Source organism: Kibdelosporangium philippinense (assembly GCF_021390435.2).
In the GTDB taxonomy this organism is placed as follows: domain Bacteria; phylum Actinomycetota; class Actinomycetes; order Mycobacteriales; family Pseudonocardiaceae; genus Kibdelosporangium; species Kibdelosporangium philippinense.
In genome coordinates this window covers 1,204,112-1,221,930 of sequence record NZ_JAJVCN010000004.1, presented here as the reverse complement: position 1 = coordinate 1,221,930, position 17,819 = coordinate 1,204,112, and the positions used below count along the sequence as shown (strand labels likewise).

Genomic DNA, 17,819 nt, shown 5'->3' with positions numbered 1-17,819 from the left:
ACCGCGTGCCCAAGCCAGCGCCACCAGCCCGAACCAGTACCAGCCCAAGCCAGCGCCACTAATCCGAATCAGTACCAGCCCGTGCCAGCGCTGCTAGCCGAATCTGCACTTTCGCGCACGGTCAGCCGAAGGCACGCGTGCGCCACGCCGGCACTTCGGCCGCCGTGAAAGCGTCAGCGAAAATCGCCGCCCGGTCGACCGCGCCGGTCAACCGTTGCCCGCCGTTCTGGTCGACGGCGAATCTCAACTGCCGGGTCGCACATCCGTTAATGCCGTCGTCCGGAACGGTCGCGCCGCCGACTCGCACGCGGTCGACGTACACATCGATCTGCCCGCTATCGGTCATGGTGATCACGAGGTCGATGTATCGCCCGGTCGGTACCACGGCGTTCGTCGTCACGTTTTGCTTCGAGCCGATGAACCGCACGTTGTTCGACGGCGTCAGGTCGATCAGGACGCCGTCGTTTCCCGGATCGCCGCTCGGCTGGAAGTCGAACAGCCGCCGGTACGAGCCCGAACCGTCAACTTTCACCTCGGCGGCGAACGTCGCTTCGCGCAGGAAGCCAAGTGATGTGTTCGCCGTACGCAAGAACGATCCGTTCAGCACAAGACCGGATCCCGTCGGCGCCGACGCGTCAAAATTTGCCGGGCCGTCGATGGTCGCGTCGCGGTTGAACGCAGACTTGTCGTCAACGACGGTTCCTGACACCGGATCCCACGCGACAATCGGCGCGTTTGGTGGCGGAATCGCGCACGGCGGCAACGGATCGATCCGCACCAACGTCACCCCCGACGCATGGACTCCCCTACCACTGAGCTCCGCGCGTAAGCCTTGATACCGAGCCGCACTCCCCGAAGGTGTGACAGTGAAGGTGTACGTCCGCGACTGTCCAACTCGGATAGACGCGACGCTCTGGTTCGTTGGCACAGCAGTCCACCCTGCAGGCAACGCCATCGTCAGCTGTGACGCCGGAACCGGTCCGCCGACGCCAGTCACCGTTACCGTCGCGTCAAACGGCGTCCCGGCGACAACTCGGTCAGGCGCGTCAACCGCTACCGCAATGTCAGCGACCGCGACGTAAGTGCTGCCAGCGACCGCAGTGAACGCGATCTCCTTGCCAGCGCGTTGATGCGGCACCGTCTGACCAGTCTGATTGTTGATCAGACGGTATCGCCCGGCGAACATCTCGCTGGCCACCTTGAGCTGGCCAGCGCGTCCTGGCTTGAGCGTGATGCGTGTCGGTACGCCGCCCACCCAGTCAGTGTCGACGGTGACGTCACCGCGCGCACGCAGCCCGCGGGCGGAACCGCTGTCCCAGAAGTCCGGCGCGGCAGGCAGGACATCGATGACGCCGCGATGGCTCTGCAGCAACATCTCCGCGACGCCCGCGGTCGCGCCGAAGTTGCCGTCGATCTGGAATGGCGGGTGAGTGTCCCACAGGTTGTCCAGGGTGCTGCTCTTCAGCAACTCTTCGAGCATCAGGTGGGAGTGGTTGCCGTCCAGCAGGCGTGCCCAGAAGTTGATCTTCCATGCTTTGCTCCAGCCGGTTCCGCCGTCGCCTCGCGCGGTCAACGACTTCTCCGCGGCCGCGACGAGGTCCGCGTTCTGCTGCGGCGTGATCTGCCTGCCGGGGTGCAACGCGAACAAGTGCGAGACGTGCCGATGCGTGTTGTTCGGGTCGTCCCAGTCCTGCTTCCATTCCTGCAACTGTCCCCACCGGCCGATTCGCAGACCAGGGTCCAGCCGGTTGAGCACGTCCCGTGCCCGCGTCGTGAACGCCTGGTCGCCCAGGACGGTCGCGGCTTCGGCGGTGTTGGTGAACAGATCCCACACGATCTGCTGCGACATCGCGGCGCCTGCCGAGAACGGTCCCTGCTCAGGCGAGAAGCTTGGCGTCACCACCAGTTTGCCGTCACGGGGATCGGCGACCAGCTCGTCGATCCAGAACTCGGCCAATGACTTCATCATCGGGTACGCGCGGTTGCGCAGAAACGCGTCGTCACGCGTGAACAGGTAGTGCTCGTAGTAGTGCTGCGCGAGCCAGGCGCCCGCTTCAGGGAACCAGAACGACGTCGCCCAATTGTGGACGCCGGTGAATCCGAACGGGTTGGTCTCGTTGTGCACCACCCAGCCGTCGTTGCCGAACATGTCCTGCGCGGTTTTACGTCCCGGCGCGACCATCGAGTCCACGTAGTCGAAGAAGGGCTCGGTGGTCTCTGACAGGTTGATCGTCTCCGCGGGCCAGTAGTTCATCTGCAGGTTGATGTTGACGTGGTAGTCCGCACTCCACGGCGGTGACGTCGAGTTGTTCCACACGCCCTGCAGGTTCGCGGGCAACGAGCCGGCGCGCGATGACGCGATGAGCAAGTAGCGGCCGTATTGGAAGTGCATGACCTCCAACGCCTTGCGCGCCTCGGGGGCCAATGCCGTTCCCCGATATCCGCGCAGCAGGTCGTCCGTTGGCATGTCCGGCAAATTTTGACCGATGTCGAGCGACAAGCGATCAAACAGACCGCGGTGGTCACGAATGTGCGCGTCCCGCAACGCCGTGAACGATTTGGCGGACGCGGCGTCGACGCGTCGCGTGACGGCGGCGTGTGGGTCTACTGAGCGGTAGGTCGGGTAGACGTCCGAGTAGTTCGTACCGGCCGCCAGTACGAAAGTGACGGCGTCGGCGCCGCTGACGGTGACTGTACCGTCAGGGTTGTCCGTGCGGGTGCCACCTTCGTTGCGGATCTGCAGCTGCGACTCGAACCGCATGCCGTTGTCGTTTAGGTTGCCCACGAACGTGATCCGCCCGTCGCGGGCGCTGAAGGACCGCGATCGGTTATCAGATGTGATATAGGAAATCGTAAATGCGATCCGGCCCGGTTGGCTGGCGCTGATGCGGCCGGCGAGGACTTCGTCGGGGGCGGAGGCGAAGTACTCGCGGGTAAATGTCGTGCCGCCGGACTGGTAGCTGACTCCGGCGACGGCGTCAGCGATGTCGAGCGTGCGCCGATAACCGGTGACGTTCGGCGGCGCTTGCGGCTGCGAGATGCGGACGTCGCCGAATGTTTGGTATGAACCGAATCCGGTCTTGCCCTGGCCGAGCACTCCGGCGGCCCACTCGGGCGTCACCTGTCCCTCGGCGTTGATCCGGTCCTGCACTTGTTTGATCGCGTCGGGACGCGCAGAACGCCAGTTGCCGAAGTCGTAGCCGGGTGAGCCAGGACCGCCGGTCCACAAAGTCTTCTCGTTGAACTGCAGTTGTTCGTTCTGAACGCCGCCGAAAACGCTCGCGCCCAATGCGCCGTTACCGATCGGCAGCGACTGCGATTCCCAGTCGGTCGCGGGTTCGTCGTACCAGAGCTTCAACCCGGTGTCGCGAAGCGATCCCTGCTCGCCAGCAGTATCGGCACTGCCAGCAATACCAGCACTGCCAGCACCGTCGACGCCAGAACTATCGACATGGCTAGGACTTCCGACACCGTCGGTCGCCGTGGCGACCGCAGCAAGCGTGGTCATGGATAACGCCATGACCACAGCTGCGACCACGGCCGTTCCTCGTTGAACGCGCATGTTCGTCATTCCTCGCTGTCATGACAGGACCACATCAGGCTAGAGATCCGATGTATTTACGGTCAACAGGCAGCAAGGCAGACGAAACTAGACATAAAAATGGAAGATGACAAATATTCCTCGGGTGTCTTGCCGGGTATCTTCACTCAGCGCGAAGAAATCCCCGGCACCACCACCCGCTCGGCGGTTGCCTCAGCAACTCACTCAGCGATCGCGTTCGCCTTCAGACGACGAAGTTCGCGCATCGCCACGACCGACCTTTCGCCATCGATCGCGGGAATCGCCATGATCGTCACGTACTCGTCGTCCGGCAGTTCCAACCGCGCCCACGAAGCACCATCAGGAAAGCTGACGTGCTCGACCTGCTTCCACTCATAACGACGAGTGCCCATCAGGTTGCGGACCTCGATGCCCGACTCGTCGGCACGGACGCGCGACCGAGTGAACATCAGCACGCCGATAGCGAGCATAAGACCAATGCCGACCATCGCGACCTGGTCCGACGTCTGGAAGTACGCGCCGGTCCATTCGCTCCGCAGCAAGAAAGCCACCACAGTGAACACCGCGATGAACGCCACCGCGATCACAGCCGCCACATAGCGAACCTTGCGCGGACGGAACTGGAACGTCGGCTGGGCTGGCGCGGTCTCCTCAGTTGACACAATCGTCCCCGTCGTCGGCTCGGTCACTCGAATCCTCGCTCTGTCCATGGCTGACGCAGGCCGCGCAGCACCATCGCGGCCTCAAGCGCCGCGGCGCACGCCTCAAAGCCCTTGTCCTCAGCCGAGTCCGGGTAGCCCGCCCGGTCAAGCGCTTGCTTCTCGTCGTTCACGGTCAGCACGCCGTTGCCGACCGGGGTCCCCTCGTCGAGGGAAACCCTGGTCAGGCCAGCGGTCACCGAATCGCACACGTACTCGAAATGCGGTGTTCCGCCACGGATGACGACGCCAAGCGCGACCACGGCCTCGTGGTGCTTGGCCAGTTCCTGGCAGACGACGGGCAGCTCGATCGCGCCGGCCACCCGGACGACCGTCGGTTCGTCGATCTTGCCCTGCTTGGCCGCAGCCAGCGCCCGGTCAAGCAACTGGTCCGTGATCTCGCTGTGCCATCTGGTGGCCGCGATGGCCAGCCGGATGCCCGAGCATTCCGGGACCGACACCTCTGGTCGTCCTTCGCCGCTCACTGCCGCGTATCTCCTTCGAACTGTTCGAGGTTGCCCAGTTCGTGCCCCATCCGGTCGCGCTTGGTGCGCAGATACCGCAGGTTCTCCGGGTTGGGCCACACCGACAGCGGCACACGATCGACCACTGTCAGCCCGTAGCCTTCCAGACCCACCCGCTTGGCCGGATTGTTGGTCAGCAAACGCATGGTCTTCACGCCGAGGTCCGACAGAATCTGCGCGCCCGTGCCGTAGTCACGCGCGTCGGCGGGCACTCCGAGCGCGAGGTTGGCGTCCACCGTGTCGGCGCCGCCATCCTGCAGCTGGTACGCCTGCAGCTTGTGCATCAGGCCGATGCCGCGGCCCTCGTGGCCTCGCATGTAGAGCACAATGCCACGGCCCTCGGACGCGACCGCTTCCAGGGCGGCGTCGAGCTGGGGACCGCAGTCGCAGCGCAGCGAGCCGAACACGTCGCCGGTGAGGCATTCCGAGTGGACACGGACCAGGACCTCGGTGCCGTCGCCGATCTCGCCGTACACCAGCGCGATGTGTTCGATCCCGTCGAGCAGGCTGTCGTAACCGACCGCCCGGAAAGTTCCGTGCGCGGTCGGGATACGGGCCTCCGCGACGCGGGCGACCTGCTTCTCGTTACGCCGCCGGTAAGCGATCAACGCCGCGATCGAGATGATCGCGAGGTCGTGCTCCGCCGCGAACACCTCAAGTTCGTCCCGGCGCGCCATGTCGCCTTCGTCCTTTTGGGACACGATCTCGCACAGCACACCCGCGGGCCGCAGGCCCGCCATCACCGCGAGGTCGACAGCCGCCTCAGTGTGGCCTGGACGGCGCAGCACGCCGCCTTCCTTGGCACGCAACGGAACCACGTGGCCAGGCCGGCTGAAGTCGGTCGGCTTGGTGTCCGGGTCGGCCAGCAACCGGATGGTGCGCGCGCGGTCCGCGGCCGAGATACCGGTGCTCACGCCGTCCCGTGCGTCCACAGTGACCGTGTACGCCGTGCCGCGACGGTCCTGGTTGGTGTGAAACATCGGCGGCAGGTCGAGGCGGTCGCAATCGTCCTCGGTCAGCGGCACACAGATGTAGCCAGAGGTGTACCGGACCATGAACGCGACCAACTCAGGGGTAGCCTTCTCGGCCGCGAAGATCAGATCGCCCTCGTTCTCCCGGTCCTCGTCGTCGACGACGATCACGGGACGCCCTTCGGCAATGTCCTTGATCGCCCGCTCGATGTCGTTCAAGCCGGCCACAGCGCCTCCTTCAGAACCACTACCGCCCATTGTGGCCCTGCCCCGCCGCCGTTGCCGTCGCGATGTGAGGCACAGCAAGTCGCTCGACGTACTTCGCCAGCACGTCCACCTCGAGGTTCACCACGTCCCCCGGCTGGCGCAGACCCAGTGTGGTCAGCGACAACGTGGTCGGGATCAGGGCGACCGAGAACCGGTCGTCAGCGACGGACGCCACAGTCAGCGACACACCGTCGACGGCGATCGACCCCTTCTCCACCACGTACTTCGCCAGGTCCGCAGGCAGTTCGAAGGTGGTGAGCCCGTCGTCGGCACGCGAGACGAACACGCCGGTGCCGTCCACATGACCCTGCACGATGTGGCCGCCAAGCCGATCACCGAGCGCCATCGCGCGCTCGAGGTTGACCTGGTCGCCCTCGTGCGCCTTGGCCAAGCTGGAGCGCAGCAGCGTCTCGTGCACCACATCGACGGTGAACGCGCCGCCGGAGACATCCACGACGGTCAGGCACACGCCGTTGACCGAGATCGAGTCCCCGTGTTTGGCGTCAGAGGTGACCAGCGGGCCTGCGACCGTCAGCCGCGCCGCGTCCGGCAGCGGCTCGACGGCCACGATCTGGCCGCGCTCCTCGACGATCCCGGTGAACATGCTCAGGCTCCTCCCCTGATTCGCGCCGCGCGGTCGCGCAGCGCCGAGACAGCTTTACCGGGGTCGCCCGCGTTGTAGACCGCTGAACCAGCGACAAAGCAGTCGACACCGGCTTCAGCTGCTAGGTCGATCGTGTCGCTGTTTATTCCCCCGTCGATCTCGACAAGGAGATTGAGGTGCCCAGTGTCGACAAGATCACGTGCCGCCCGGACCTTGCCGAGCACGTCCGCGATGAACGACTGTCCGCCGAACCCCGGCTCGACCGACATCACCAGCAGGGTGTCGTAGTGCTTGAGCACCTCGACCCACGGCTCGAGCGCGGTGCCCGGTTTGATGGACAACCCGGCCTTCGCACCGGCGGCCTTCAGGTCCTTGGCGAGCTTGACGGGATCTGTGGCCGCCTCGGCGTGCACGGTGACGTTGTAGGCACCTGCCTCGGCGTATCCGATCGCCCACCGGTCAGGGTCGTCGATCATCAGGTGGCAGTCCATCGGAATGTCGGTCACCTTCAGCAACGCCTCGACCACGGGCAGCCCCAAGGTCAGATTGGGCACGAAATGCGCGTCCATCACATCGACGTGCACCCAGTCGGCCCCTTCGATGGCGGCCAGCTCGTCAGCCAGGCGGGCGAAATCGGCGGACAGGATGCTGGGCGCGATCATTGGTTCTTGGGACACACCAGAAGTCTATGGTCGATGCGTTCCGGCTACCGGAAGGGCATCCAGCAAGGTCGTCCACGGTTGGTCAGGTGAGACGGGCGTCACCAGCGCACCAGCCGCGCGCAAGGTGGCCAGATGCCCGGGCCATGCCGGGTGACCTGCCTGCGCCTCGGACAACCGCGGGCAGACCGACACGTGCACTTTCGGATCGCCAAGCGCCTCGCAGAGCACGGTCAACGCCTGGTTGTCGGCGATACCGAGCGCCAGCTTGGCCGTGGAGCTCGCGCTGGCGGGCACGAACAGGAACGTGCCAGGGTCCGGATGCGGGCGCGGTTCGCCCGGCAACCGGGATTCGCTACGCACCGGCAGGTCGGCGAGCTCGGCCAGCCGGTCGTATTCGCCGGACGCCTTGAGCCACCGTTCCGCGGTCGGTGTCAGGGTGATCGCCACCTGCCAGCCACGCTCGACGGCTGGCAGGGCGATCTCGTCGTGCAACCGCCGGTCGACGCCGAAACACGCGGCGGCGACCAATCCGAGAACGGCTATGACTCGTCCTTCTGCTCGCGTTGTTTTGCTGCCTTACGCTGCTGCTCAGCGCGTTCGCGGCACTTGCGCAGGAACTCATCGTCATCATCCGGGCTGGCCGCGACGTGCCGTCCCGGCCGATCGTATTCCGGGAACCTGCTCTGCGGTGCCTGGCGGTAGTAACCGTCCCCGCCGCCCACCCGCTCCGGCCGACCCGCGACCAGCCACAGGATCGAGCCGATCAACGGCAGCAACAGCACGATGAACAGCCAGCCCATCTTGGGCACGTTGCGCGTGGTTCCGTCGACCGTGGTGATCACGTCGACAAGACAGAAGATCCAGAGGCCCATCACGACAAGGCTGAACAGGCCACCAGCGAAAAACGGCATATGTCTCTCCGCCCCAGAAGACATCAGCAAAATCCGTGTGAAGGGCGGCCAGTGTGCCAGGCCTGCCCAAGCGGGCAGTTCCCAGGGTCTGGATATCGCCCGAAATTCACGTCCAACACCCTCCGCCAGGCGATTGAATGCTGTTCATGACGACACGACGCACCGCGATCGCCGGCATGGTGACCGCTCTGATGCTGGGCCTGACGGCCGCCGGAACCGCGGCGCCCGCCGTCGACAACGCTGCCGAGCGGACACCTGGGGAGGCCTACAAGCGCACCGAGTTGTACTTCGGCGGCAGCAAGCCGGACGGTTCGGTGATCACCCCGACCGACTTCGAGCTGTTCGTGGACAAGGAGGTCACGCCCGCGTTCCCGGACGGCCTGACCTGGCTCGAGGCGCACGGCCAGTGGATGGGTGGCAAAGAGGACTCGTACGTGCTGATCCTGCTGTACCTGCCTACCAAGCGGTCGGCCAACCGCGACATCGAGGAAATCCGCACGGACTACAAGAAGCAGTTCCAGCAGCAGTCGGTGCTCCGCGCCGACAGCGTCGAGCGTGTCTCCTTCTGACGCCCAACCGGTTGGCGTTCCGGAGGCAGCGGAACGCCAACCGGGCTTGCTCGGGTCCGGTGGTTGCTTAATCGCCGGACTCGGCGGACTGGCCGTCGCGTTGCTCGCCAACGCAGGTTTCCTATATCTGATCCGATCCTGTCACGACACCGACGCCGGCACGGATTTCGCGCTTGGCTACTCGTGGGTGTTCGTCGTCCCAGTGCTGTGGATCGCCGCAAGTGCGCTGCTGAGCGTCGTTTGCTTTGTGGCGGGCCGAATTGCGTCGAGCGGTCCGATGCGGATCGCGACCGTGGTGCTCGGCGCGATCGTCCTCATCGGACCGCTCGTCTGGTGGTATTGGTCGTTCGGGGTCACCGGGGCGTCAACCGGTTTGTCCTCGGCTAGTTGCCCCGGCGGGGCGCCCGCTTGGTGGCCGTCGTGGCTGCCGCTGTACTCGCCTTAGATCTTGCGGATCAGCGCGCAGTACATGGCGTCGGTGCCGTGCAGGTGCGGCCAGAGTTGGGCGTCCGGGCCGCCACCGAGGTCGGGCACGCCGGGAAAGAATTCGCGCGCGTCCAGTTGTTCGGCTTTGGTCCGGCGCACGACGTCTCCCACAACGCCAATGGTCTCGGACAGGTGCGGCGAGCACACGACGTACGCGACCACGCCGCCAACCCTGACCAAATCCATGGCTGACAACAGCAGTTCGCGCTGGAGCTTGGTCAGATCGCCGACGTCCGACTGCTGTCGCCGCCACCGTGCCTCCGGCCTGCGCCGCAACGCACCGAGCCCGGTACACGGCGCATCAACGAGCACACGGTCAAAACTGCCCGGCTCGAAACCGGTGTCGCGACCATCGGCGACGTGCACGGTCACCGGCTGGCCTTCGGTGGCGTTCTCGATCAGCCGCGCACGGTGCGGCGCTTTCTCGACCGCGTCGACGGTCGCGTCGCTCAGCCCGGCCAACGCGCCGAGCATCGCGGCCTTGCCACCCGGCCCGGCGCAGAGATCCAGCCACCGTTGGTCAGAGCCGGTGAGCGTCGGCCGCGTCAACGCGATCGCGCACAACTGGCTGCCTTCGTCTTGAACCGCCGCGAACCGTTCGCGAACGGGCTCCATATCGGACGGATCACCAGCGCCCGCTTCCAACCGCACGCCGTAAGGCGAGTACGGCGCGACGTCGCCGCCGGTGATCGCGGCGAGCTCCTCGGCGGTGATCTCGCCCGGCCGCGCAACCAGATGCACCAAAGGACGGTCATCGTCGGCCTCAAGTGCGGCCTTCAGACTTTCGCCCTTGTCACCGAGCGAGTCCGCGAACGCGCGCGCGATCCAACGCGGATGCGCGGTCGCCGTCGCCAGATATCCTATAGGATCTTCGATATTTGATGGCGCCAGCGCCTCGACCCACTCGGCCTCCGACCGCTCGCCGACCTTGCGCAGAACGGCGTTGGCGAACCCGGCCAACCGCGAACCGACATCGAGCCTCGCGAGATCCACAGTGGACGAGACGGCGGCGTGCGGTGGGATCCGAGTGCGCAGCAGTTGGTACGCGCCGAGCCGCAGAACGTCGAGCAGCTGCTTGTCCACTTGCGACAGCGGGCGATCCGAGCACTCGGCGATCACCTGGTCCAGCCAGCCCATCGCACGGCACGCGCCGTACGTCAGCTCGGTTGCCAGAGCCGCGTCGCGCCCGGTGATCCGCCGCTCGCGCAGCAAACCCGGCAACACGAGGTTGGCGTAGGCGTCACGGTCACGCACCGCGCGCAACGTGTCCAGCGCCGCGCGGCGAGCCGGATCTTCCATCGGCGGACGCGGCGCGGACGGCTCACGGCGGCGGGGCGGATGCGCCCGCCGCGGGCGGGACGGTCGGTGCGTCAAGACAATCGTTCTCCTTGCTCGACCCGGGCACCACGAGCCCAGTCGGTCGCAGCCATTCTCTTCTTGCCCTGCGCTTGGACTTCACCCAGCTGCACGGGCTGTGTCGCGGTGCCAACCAGCACACGCTTACGCTCCACTTTGACCTCGCCTGCCGGTAGCACCTCGGCGTCGACGACCGTCACCGGCCCGAGCTTGAGCCGCTCGCCACGGAACTCCGCCCACGCGCCAGGATCCGGCGTCACCGCACGAACCAGACGATCGACCGCGAGCGCGGGCTGCGTCACGTCGACGTGCCCATCATCGACCGTGATCTTGGACGCGTAACTGACGCCATCCACCTCTTGCTGCTCGACAGCGCGAATCGTGCCGTCCTCGATACCGTCCAACGTGGACACCATGAGATCGGCACCGGCGACCGCGAGCCTGCCGAGCAAGTCACCCGCGGTGTCCTGCGCACGGATCGGCTCAGTCAGCACACCGAACACCGGGCCCGCGTCCAGTTGCTTGACGATCCGGAACGTGCTCGCGCCAGTGATCTCGTCGCCTGCCCGAATCGCGGCCTGCACGGGCGCCGCGCCACGCCATGCGGGCAGCAGCGAGAAGTGCAGATTCACCCAACCGTGTGCGGGAATGTCCAACGCGACCTGCGGCAGCAACGCCCCATATGCGACGACCGGGCAGCAGTCCGGCGCCAGTTCGGTCAGCCGAGCCAGGAAGTCCGGGTCCTTGACGCGCTGCGGCGTCAGGACCTCGATGCCGTGTTCGTCAGCCAACGCGCCAACCGGCGAGCGCACGACGTGCCTGCCACGCCCGGCGGGCGCGTCCGGCCTGGTCACCACCGCGACGACCTCGTGCCGCGGCGAGTCGATCAATGCTTTGAGGGTGGGTACCGCGGGCTCTGGTGTCCCGGCGAAGACCAGCCGCATGGTCAGAAGCCTCCGAACAACGCGTGCGGGTCCTGTTTGATCGTCGGCATCGAGCCGTTGAACCACGTCGCCTGCCGGATCTCGCGCATCGCCTGCTTGCGCGTCTCCTGGTCGAGCCGGTCGAGGAACAGCACGCCGTCCAGGTGGTCGGACTCGTGCTGGATGCAGCGCGCCAGCAGGTCGGTTCCCTCAATCTCGATCGGTTCGCCGTGCATGTTCCACCCGGTCGCGACGATATTGCGCAGCCGCCGCGTCTCCCAGGTGAAACCGGGAATCGACAGGCAGCCTTCCTCGCCGTCCTGGCACTCGTCGTCGATCGCGTTCCACGTCGGGTTCACCATGTGGCCGGCGAAACCGTCGCAGTGATACGTGAACACCCGCAGGCCCACGCCCAGCTGTGGGGCGGCGAGCCCGGCGCCGCCCTGCGACTCCATGGTGTCCCACAGGTCCTGGACGAGCGTGCGGAGCTCCTTGTCGAACTCGACGACCTCGTCCGCGCGCGTGCGCAGCACCGGGTCGCCGAAGAGCCTGATCGGTTGGATGGTCACGACGTTCGATTCTACGAACTTTCCCCATAGGCAGTTGTCAGCACTCCCTTGGTCAGCGTGATCCGGCCTTTACTGGCCGCACTGACACCAGGCTCGTCGAGGTAACTGTCGCTGCCGTAGTACATCCAGGTGGCGATCTCCTCCGCCAGCTCGGCCACCAAGTCATCCGCACCCCGCAGCAGCGCGACGACGAGCCGAAGGTAGCAACCAGGTTTCGTATCCGATAACCGATCCGCCATCGCGCTCACCTCGTCGGTGAACTCGGTCCGCGCGTACAGGGCGGCGACGAAAGCCAATAAGTAACGGTTGGCAGGCGGTTCGAAATCCCAGCGCGCCAGCAAACTGGGCACGGCTTCGCCGACTGCCCGGTAGACCTCTTCGGTCCATGGCGCGGGCACCGGCCCGTGCCCCAAGGACATCCGGTGCACGATGCTCTGTTCCCACCCCCCGCAGCCAAGACCAGTGTTCGGTAAAGGGATGACCGGCAGAGCGCGGGCACTGCACCGGACGTCGCTATCCGGGCAATGAAAGGTATGGCGGAGGCCGTTGCCGAGTAGAACGGTAGTTGTCAAGTCCAATTGAGACGGTTGGTGTCTACGGGACTGGTTGCGGCTGCTCGGCTGGCTGGTTGATCCAGGCCTCCTCGGGCAGTGCGGGTGGCCGGGGTCGGCGGGTGAAGCGTTCGGGGTGTGTGGCGTAGGCCCGGTTGAGCGTGGCTTGCCGTTGGGTGTGGATCTGCTCGGCTGTGCCGAAGTGGACCGAGGCCGGGGTGTGCATCCCGATCCCGGAATGCCGGTGTTCGTGGTTGTAGGCCAGGAAGAATCCCTCGCAGAACGCGCGGGCGTCGGCCAGTGAGCCGAACCGGTCGGGAAAGTCCGGCACGTACTTCATTGTCTTGAACTGCGCCTCGGAATACGGGTTGTCGTTCGACGTGCGGGGGCGGGAATGCGACCGCAGCACACCGAGATCGACCAGGAGCTCGGATACTGGTTTGGAGACCATCGCCCCGCCGCGGTCGGCGTGGATGGTGTGCGGCTCGACTCCGTTGCGGCGCACGGCCTCAGCCAGGAAGTCCTTGGCCACGACGGCGTCCTCGGCCGCGGCGACCAGCCAGCCGGTGACATAGCGGGAGAAGATGTCCAGCACGACATAGCACTTGTACCAGATGCCTTTGACCGGTCCTTTCAACGCGGTGATGTCCCAGGACCAGACCTCGCTGGGGCCTCGTGCGACCAATTCCGGACGTACCCGAGGCGGATGGGTGGCCTGCCGGCGACGTTCGCAGACCTGCCCGGCAGCCCTGGCGATGCGGTACATCGTGGAGATCGAGCAGTGATACCGGCCCTCGTCCAGCTCCCGGGCCCAGACCTGCGGGATCGCCAGGTCCGCATAGGCTGGGCTGGTCAACAGTTGCAGCACAGCCGCCCGCTCGGCATCGGTCAACGCTGAGGGCGGTGGCCGGCGCGGCAGCCATGGACCGTGCTTGGCCGACGGCGGGCTGGCGCGCCGGTAGTAGGTCGCGCGGGAGATCTCGGTCAGCGCGCAGGACGCCTGCACCGAGACCTCGGCCGCGCGCAGGTCGGTGAACGCGGCCGTCATGACGTCCTCGGCGGCTCGTCGTTCTCCGCGCTCTCGGAGAGTCCTTCCAAGAGCGCGTGCGCTTTTCCCATGATGTCCAGCGCCATCCGAGTTTTCGCCAGGTCGGATTGCAATTTCTCGTTCTGGCGGCGGAGTTTCTCCAACTCGATCTGCTCGGCTGACTTCTTCGGCCGCTTCGCCGGGACCGTCGGATCCGCCGGCCCGCTGGTCAGGGTGCCCGCGTCGCGGGCGCGTGCCCATTCGATGACGTGGGAGGAATACAGGCCTTCCCGGCGCAGGATGGCGCCCTTCTCGCCGTTGGGCGCGTTCTCGTACTCGGTGACGATCGCCAGCTTGTACTCCGGGCTGAACACCCGCCGGGACGGACGCGGAGCGGGATCGCCCTTCGGGGACGACGGGTTGGGCTGGTCGTCAGAGGAGGTGGACACGTACACAAGGATCTCCGATCCCGCCCTCGGTCAGGAACCCCGGTACTCACACCGGGTGTCTCACACGATCCTGACAAAGAGGGGAACGTCCCCTGGTGCATGAGGTTGTCCCCGAAGAGCTCACTGTCAATCTCCGACCACTCTTCCCACACCTCGAAGTCGTAGGCGAGCCGACGGATCAGATAGGAAATATCCTCTGCGCTGCCGTGCGCGTGCTCGAGCGCGGCCCAGTCGATGTCATCGAGCCCGTCGAGGTCGATCTCGGCATCCTCGATGTCATCGGGAGTGAGTGCCAGGAACGCGTTCGCAGGCTCCGGGACCACCACGATCTCCGGCAGATCGGGCCGCCGCCCTGGATTGACCAGCACGATCGGCCCATCCTCATCGACGGTACCCAGCTGGCTTATGTCGAACTGGGATCCGCCGCGGAAGAACCCGCCATGCTCCCGAGCGAGCGCGTTGGCCTGCCGGCCAACCGCTCGGTAGGCGCGCCGCCCGGCATCGTCGATCGGATACGGTCCCTCGTCGACCACAGCGACCGTCCAACTCGTCCGCTCGACAGTGTCGAAATCAAAGGGATCCGGCCGCGTTGGCCGGGCAGCCACTCGGGGATATCCGAACCGCGCAAAGGCACCTGCCAGCGCACGGGCCGTTTCTTCATCTGGCACAACGAAATGGGACACAGCAGCCATCGCCGTCCACCCTGTCACCGCGTTCTCCCATTCATGACTCGCCCTCGCCGACCCCGATCTCGTTGAGGTACACGCGAATCACGGCCAGGCCGCACATGCCACAGTGACAGGATCCGTGACAGCCAACGGCCGACTGCCACGGATCCGTTGTTCACCCCCATCGCCTCTCCCCTTGCGTCGATTGAGGCGAGGGTGCACTCGACTACTGCACGCGGACGCGTGGGTTGCCGCTGTTGACGACCTGCTGGCCAATGGACTTCTGGAACGTCACGTCCCAACTGCCCGTGCTGCGTTCCATCGTCACGCCGTCGATGACCACGCCGGTCGTGTCGTTGGCGAGGAACACCGGTCGGCCGTCGGACTTCTGGAACTCGACGGTGCTGTTGAGGAACTTGATGCCCTTTGCGTGCCGGACCCAGAAGGCGTACGCCGGGCGGACGCCGAATGTGCGCGGCGGGTATGCGGTCGAATTCTCCGGCGGTACGCGGTTGGCGTCAGACGCTGGGTGACCGCCAGGGAAGTTCATGTTCACGTTCTCCAGCGTGACGTTCTCGATTGCCGAGTCTGTCCGGCCGGTGATCGTGGCCGAGTACTCGTCGTCACCGGCGACATCGCGCGGGGTGGTCAGGTTCGTGCCGGTGATGTTTTTCAGCGTGACGTTGCGGATCTTGCCCGCTGGCGGGTTGCCCGGGCAGCGCGAACGCTTGCCGATGTGCATGAAGATCGCCCAGGCGGTCTTGCTGAGCTTGATGTTGTCGTAGGTGATGTCCTCGATCGTGGCGCCGTCCATCGACACCATGCCGATTCCCGCCTTGCCCGCGCCGGTCACGGTGAGGTTGCGCAACTGGATGTTGTGGAAGTTGCCGCACGTCTCCGAGCCGAACTGCAGTGCGTTGTTCTCCGTCGACAGGATCGTCGAGTCGCGGACGATCGCGTTCTCGGTCGTGAACGTCCGGCCAAGCGCGTAGTCGCTCTTGAACACGACAGCGTCGTCGCTCGCCTCGATCCGCGAGTTCGCGATCTCCACATTGGACGTGTTGATGATGTTGAACGCGTCCCGGTCGTCGGCGCTGAGGATCTTGGTGTTGTGCATCTGCACGCCGACGCAGCCGTTGATCAGGATCGCGAAGTGCCCGCCCTGGCGGAACGTGATGTCCTGGAACCGGAGGTTGCGGCAGTACTTGAGGCTCAACGCCTTGTCGGCCTGGCCCTGACTGGGGTCGCCGGTGATCAGGTTGTTGTCGCCGTCGATCGTGCCCGCGCCGGTGAACGCGATGTTCTCGACGTTCTCCCCGAAGATCAGCGCGTTACGGAAGTGGCTGTGCCCGTAGTCCTGGTACTCGTCCCACTCGTTCGCCTCGGCGCGATCCATGCCGCTGCTCGCGGCGAGCAAAGTCGCGCCCGCGTTGAGGTTGAGCGTGACGTTGCTCTTCAGATGGATCGTTCGCGAGCGGTAACGCCCGGCCGGGAAGTCCACGACGCCCCCGCCCGCCGCGTTGGCGGCGTTGATCGCCCGGTCGATGGCGTCGTCATCGTTGGCGCTGCCGTTGCCGACCGCGCCGTACGACTTGACGTTGAACACGGCAGGCGCTGCCTGGGTCGCAGATATGGTCAGTCCTGTGGTGATCAGACCAGATACGATCAATGCGCCGATTCTCGCCATGAGCTCACCTCGTCTTCTTTGACGTGTCACTCGCGCGGCGGAATGAAAACGTTTACAAGGACGTACATTAGGACTGACGGACGGTGACCGTCAATCATCAGATCCGTTCGATGATCGTGGCGTTGGCCAGACCTCCGGCTTCGCACATGGTCTGCAGGCCGTACCGGCCGCCGGTCTGCTCGAGAACCGACAACAAGGTGGTCATCAGTCGCGCACCGCTGGCGCCCAGTGGGTGACCGATGGCGGTCGCGCCGCCGTTGACGTTCACCTTCGCCAAATCGGCGCCAGTTTCCGCCTGCCACGCCAGGACGACGCTGGCGAACGCCTCGTTGACCTCGAACGCGTCGATGTCGCTGAGCGCGAGGCCCGCGCGGTCGAGAACTTTGGCGGTGGCGGGAATGACGCCGGTAAGCATCAGCAACGGGTCGTCACCGACGACCGCAAAGCTGTGCAGGCGTGCACGCGGCTTCAGGCCGAGGCGTTGCGCCGTCTCGCTGCTCGTGATCAGCACGGCCGCGGCGCCATCGTTGATCGGCGACGAGTTGCCCGCAGTCACGTGCCAGCCAATTTGCGGAAAACGTGTAGTCCAGTAGTCGTTGTAGAAAGCCGGTTTCAGACCAGCCAGGATGTCCGCCGTCGTTGACGGACGGATCGACTCATCCTCGTCGGCCCCCACCTTCAACGGCACCACATCGCGGTCGAACCGGCCATCCGCCCACGCCGCCGCGGCGCGCTGATGACTCGTGGCCGCGAACGTGTCGAGTTGCTCGCGGGTCAATCCCCACTTGGCGGCGATCAACTCGGCGCTGATCCCCTGCGGGACGAGCCCGTCGGCGTACCGGTTGGCGACCTGCGGGCCGAGGAAGTCCCGACCGTCGCGCTGGCTGCCGATCGGGACGTGGCTCATCGACTCGATGCCGGATGCGATGACGACGTCGTACGCACCGGCGATCACACCTTGGGCGGCGAAGTGGATCGCCTGCTGGCTGCTGCCGCACTGCCGGTCGACGGTGACGGCCGGAACCGATTCGGGCAGTCCCGCGGCGAGCGCGGCCCAGCGCGCGGTGTTGCCGCTCTGCTCGCCGATCTGACCGACCGCGCCGGAAATCACGTCGTCAATCAACGCCGGGTCGATTCCGGTGCGGTCAACGAGGGCGCGAATGGCGTGCGCGTGCAGGTCGACGGGGTGCACGCCAGCCAATGTCCCTGTGGCGCGACCTTTGCCGATGGGCGTGCGGACGGCGTCGACGATCACAGCGTCTCTCATGGCCGACCTCCTTGTTAACTTTCCTCAAGCAAGCCTACTTCGTATAGGCTTTCTTCGAGCAAGCCAAT

Annotated in this window: 18 protein-coding genes; 2 read left to right on the top strand and 16 right to left on the bottom strand. The window is 65.7% G+C overall.

Features of this window, described 5'->3' with window-relative positions; all coding sequences use genetic code 11:
* Positions 1-121: 121 nt before the first annotated feature.
* The 8 genes from LWC34_RS48650 to LWC34_RS48615 all read right to left on the bottom strand — a co-directional run bounded on the left by LWC34_RS48650 (position 122) and on the right by LWC34_RS48615 (position 8,199).
* Complete coding sequence (locus LWC34_RS48650; protein ID WP_233732710.1) at positions 122-3,562, bottom strand: glycosyl hydrolase family 95 catalytic domain-containing protein; 3,441 nt, start codon at positions 3,560-3,562, stop codon at positions 122-124.
* Between the two features lie 200 nt (positions 3,563-3,762).
* The gene (locus LWC34_RS48645) at positions 3,763-4,251 is read right to left on the bottom strand and encodes a PH domain-containing protein (RefSeq protein WP_372496805.1); all 489 of its coding nucleotides are present in this window, start codon (positions 4,249-4,251) and stop codon (positions 3,763-3,765) included.
* Positions 4,248-4,745 carry a 6,7-dimethyl-8-ribityllumazine synthase gene (gene ribH, locus LWC34_RS48640; RefSeq protein ID WP_233732708.1) on the bottom strand — a complete coding sequence of 166 codons (498 nt, stop codon included), beginning with the start codon at positions 4,743-4,745 and terminating at the stop codon, positions 4,248-4,250. The genes LWC34_RS48645 and ribH overlap by 4 nt, the downstream gene beginning before the upstream one ends.
* Positions 4,742-5,983 carry a bifunctional 3,4-dihydroxy-2-butanone-4-phosphate synthase/GTP cyclohydrolase II gene (locus tag LWC34_RS48635; protein WP_233732705.1) on the bottom strand — a complete coding sequence of 414 codons (1,242 nt, stop codon included), beginning with the start codon at positions 5,981-5,983 and terminating at the stop codon, positions 4,742-4,744. Before LWC34_RS48635 ends, ribH begins: the two co-directional genes overlap by 4 nt.
* Positions 5,984-6,002: 19 nt before the next feature.
* Entirely contained in the window at positions 6,003-6,626 is a 624-nt protein-coding gene (locus LWC34_RS48630) for a riboflavin synthase (protein ID WP_233732702.1), read from the bottom strand.
* A 2-nt stretch (positions 6,627-6,628) separates the two neighbouring features.
* A complete protein-coding gene (gene rpe, locus LWC34_RS48625) occupies positions 6,629-7,288 on the bottom strand; it encodes a ribulose-phosphate 3-epimerase (RefSeq protein WP_233734131.1) in 660 nt (219 codons plus the stop codon).
* 24 nt (positions 7,289-7,312) lie between these two features.
* Positions 7,313-7,816: an HFCD family protein gene (locus LWC34_RS48620; RefSeq protein WP_235730949.1), complete on the bottom strand. Its 504-nt coding sequence runs from the start codon at positions 7,814-7,816 to the stop codon at positions 7,313-7,315.
* An 11-nt stretch (positions 7,817-7,827) separates the two neighbouring features.
* Positions 7,828-8,199, bottom strand: coding sequence for a PLD nuclease N-terminal domain-containing protein (locus LWC34_RS48615; protein WP_233732700.1), 372 nt, complete (start codon positions 8,197-8,199; stop codon positions 7,828-7,830).
* A 146-nt stretch (positions 8,200-8,345) separates the two neighbouring features.
* Here LWC34_RS48615 and LWC34_RS48610 point away from each other — a divergent pair, with 146 nt between their 5' ends.
* Together LWC34_RS48610 and LWC34_RS48605 are read left to right on the top strand one after the other, a co-directional pair.
* A complete protein-coding gene (locus LWC34_RS48610; RefSeq protein WP_233732698.1) occupies positions 8,346-8,768 on the top strand; it encodes a DUF3574 domain-containing protein in 423 nt (140 codons plus the stop codon).
* The gene (locus tag LWC34_RS48605) at positions 8,755-9,213 is read left to right on the top strand and encodes a hypothetical protein (RefSeq protein WP_233732695.1); all 459 of its coding nucleotides are present in this window, start codon (positions 8,755-8,757) and stop codon (positions 9,211-9,213) included. Before LWC34_RS48610 ends, LWC34_RS48605 begins: the two co-directional genes overlap by 14 nt.
* Here the strand turns inward: LWC34_RS48605 and LWC34_RS48600 are convergent.
* The 8 genes from LWC34_RS48600 to LWC34_RS48565 all read right to left on the bottom strand — a co-directional run bounded on the left by LWC34_RS48600 (position 9,210) and on the right by LWC34_RS48565 (position 17,751).
* Positions 9,210-10,628: an RsmB/NOP family class I SAM-dependent RNA methyltransferase gene (locus LWC34_RS48600; protein WP_233732692.1), complete on the bottom strand. Its 1,419-nt coding sequence runs from the start codon at positions 10,626-10,628 to the stop codon at positions 9,210-9,212. The genes LWC34_RS48605 and LWC34_RS48600 overlap by 4 nt on opposite strands.
* Positions 10,625-11,554, bottom strand: coding sequence for a methionyl-tRNA formyltransferase (gene fmt, locus LWC34_RS48595; RefSeq protein WP_233732690.1), 930 nt, complete (start codon positions 11,552-11,554; stop codon positions 10,625-10,627). The genes LWC34_RS48600 and fmt overlap by 4 nt, the downstream gene beginning before the upstream one ends.
* Positions 11,555-11,556: 2 nt before the next feature.
* On the bottom strand, positions 11,557-12,102 hold the full coding sequence (gene def, locus LWC34_RS48590) for a peptide deformylase (RefSeq protein ID WP_233732685.1): 546 nt from the start codon (positions 12,100-12,102) through the stop codon (positions 11,557-11,559).
* An 11-nt stretch (positions 12,103-12,113) separates the two neighbouring features.
* Positions 12,114-12,521 (bottom strand): hypothetical protein, encoded by a 408-nt coding sequence (locus LWC34_RS48585; protein WP_233732683.1) that lies wholly within the window; start codon positions 12,519-12,521, stop codon positions 12,114-12,116.
* 175 nt (positions 12,522-12,696) lie between these two features.
* Entirely contained in the window at positions 12,697-13,701 is a 1,005-nt protein-coding gene (locus LWC34_RS48580; RefSeq protein ID WP_233732681.1) for an IS3 family transposase, read from the bottom strand.
* Positions 13,698-14,129 (bottom strand): hypothetical protein, encoded by a 432-nt coding sequence (locus LWC34_RS48575; RefSeq protein WP_233732679.1) that lies wholly within the window; start codon positions 14,127-14,129, stop codon positions 13,698-13,700. Before LWC34_RS48575 ends, LWC34_RS48580 begins: the two co-directional genes overlap by 4 nt.
* 894 nt (positions 14,130-15,023) lie before the next feature.
* Entirely contained in the window at positions 15,024-16,484 is a 1,461-nt protein-coding gene (locus tag LWC34_RS48570) for a glycoside hydrolase family 28 protein (protein WP_233732676.1), read from the bottom strand.
* A 97-nt stretch (positions 16,485-16,581) separates the two neighbouring features.
* Positions 16,582-17,751: a thiolase family protein gene (locus LWC34_RS48565; protein ID WP_233732674.1), complete on the bottom strand. Its 1,170-nt coding sequence runs from the start codon at positions 17,749-17,751 to the stop codon at positions 16,582-16,584.
* Between the last annotated feature and the right edge of the window lie 68 nt (positions 17,752-17,819).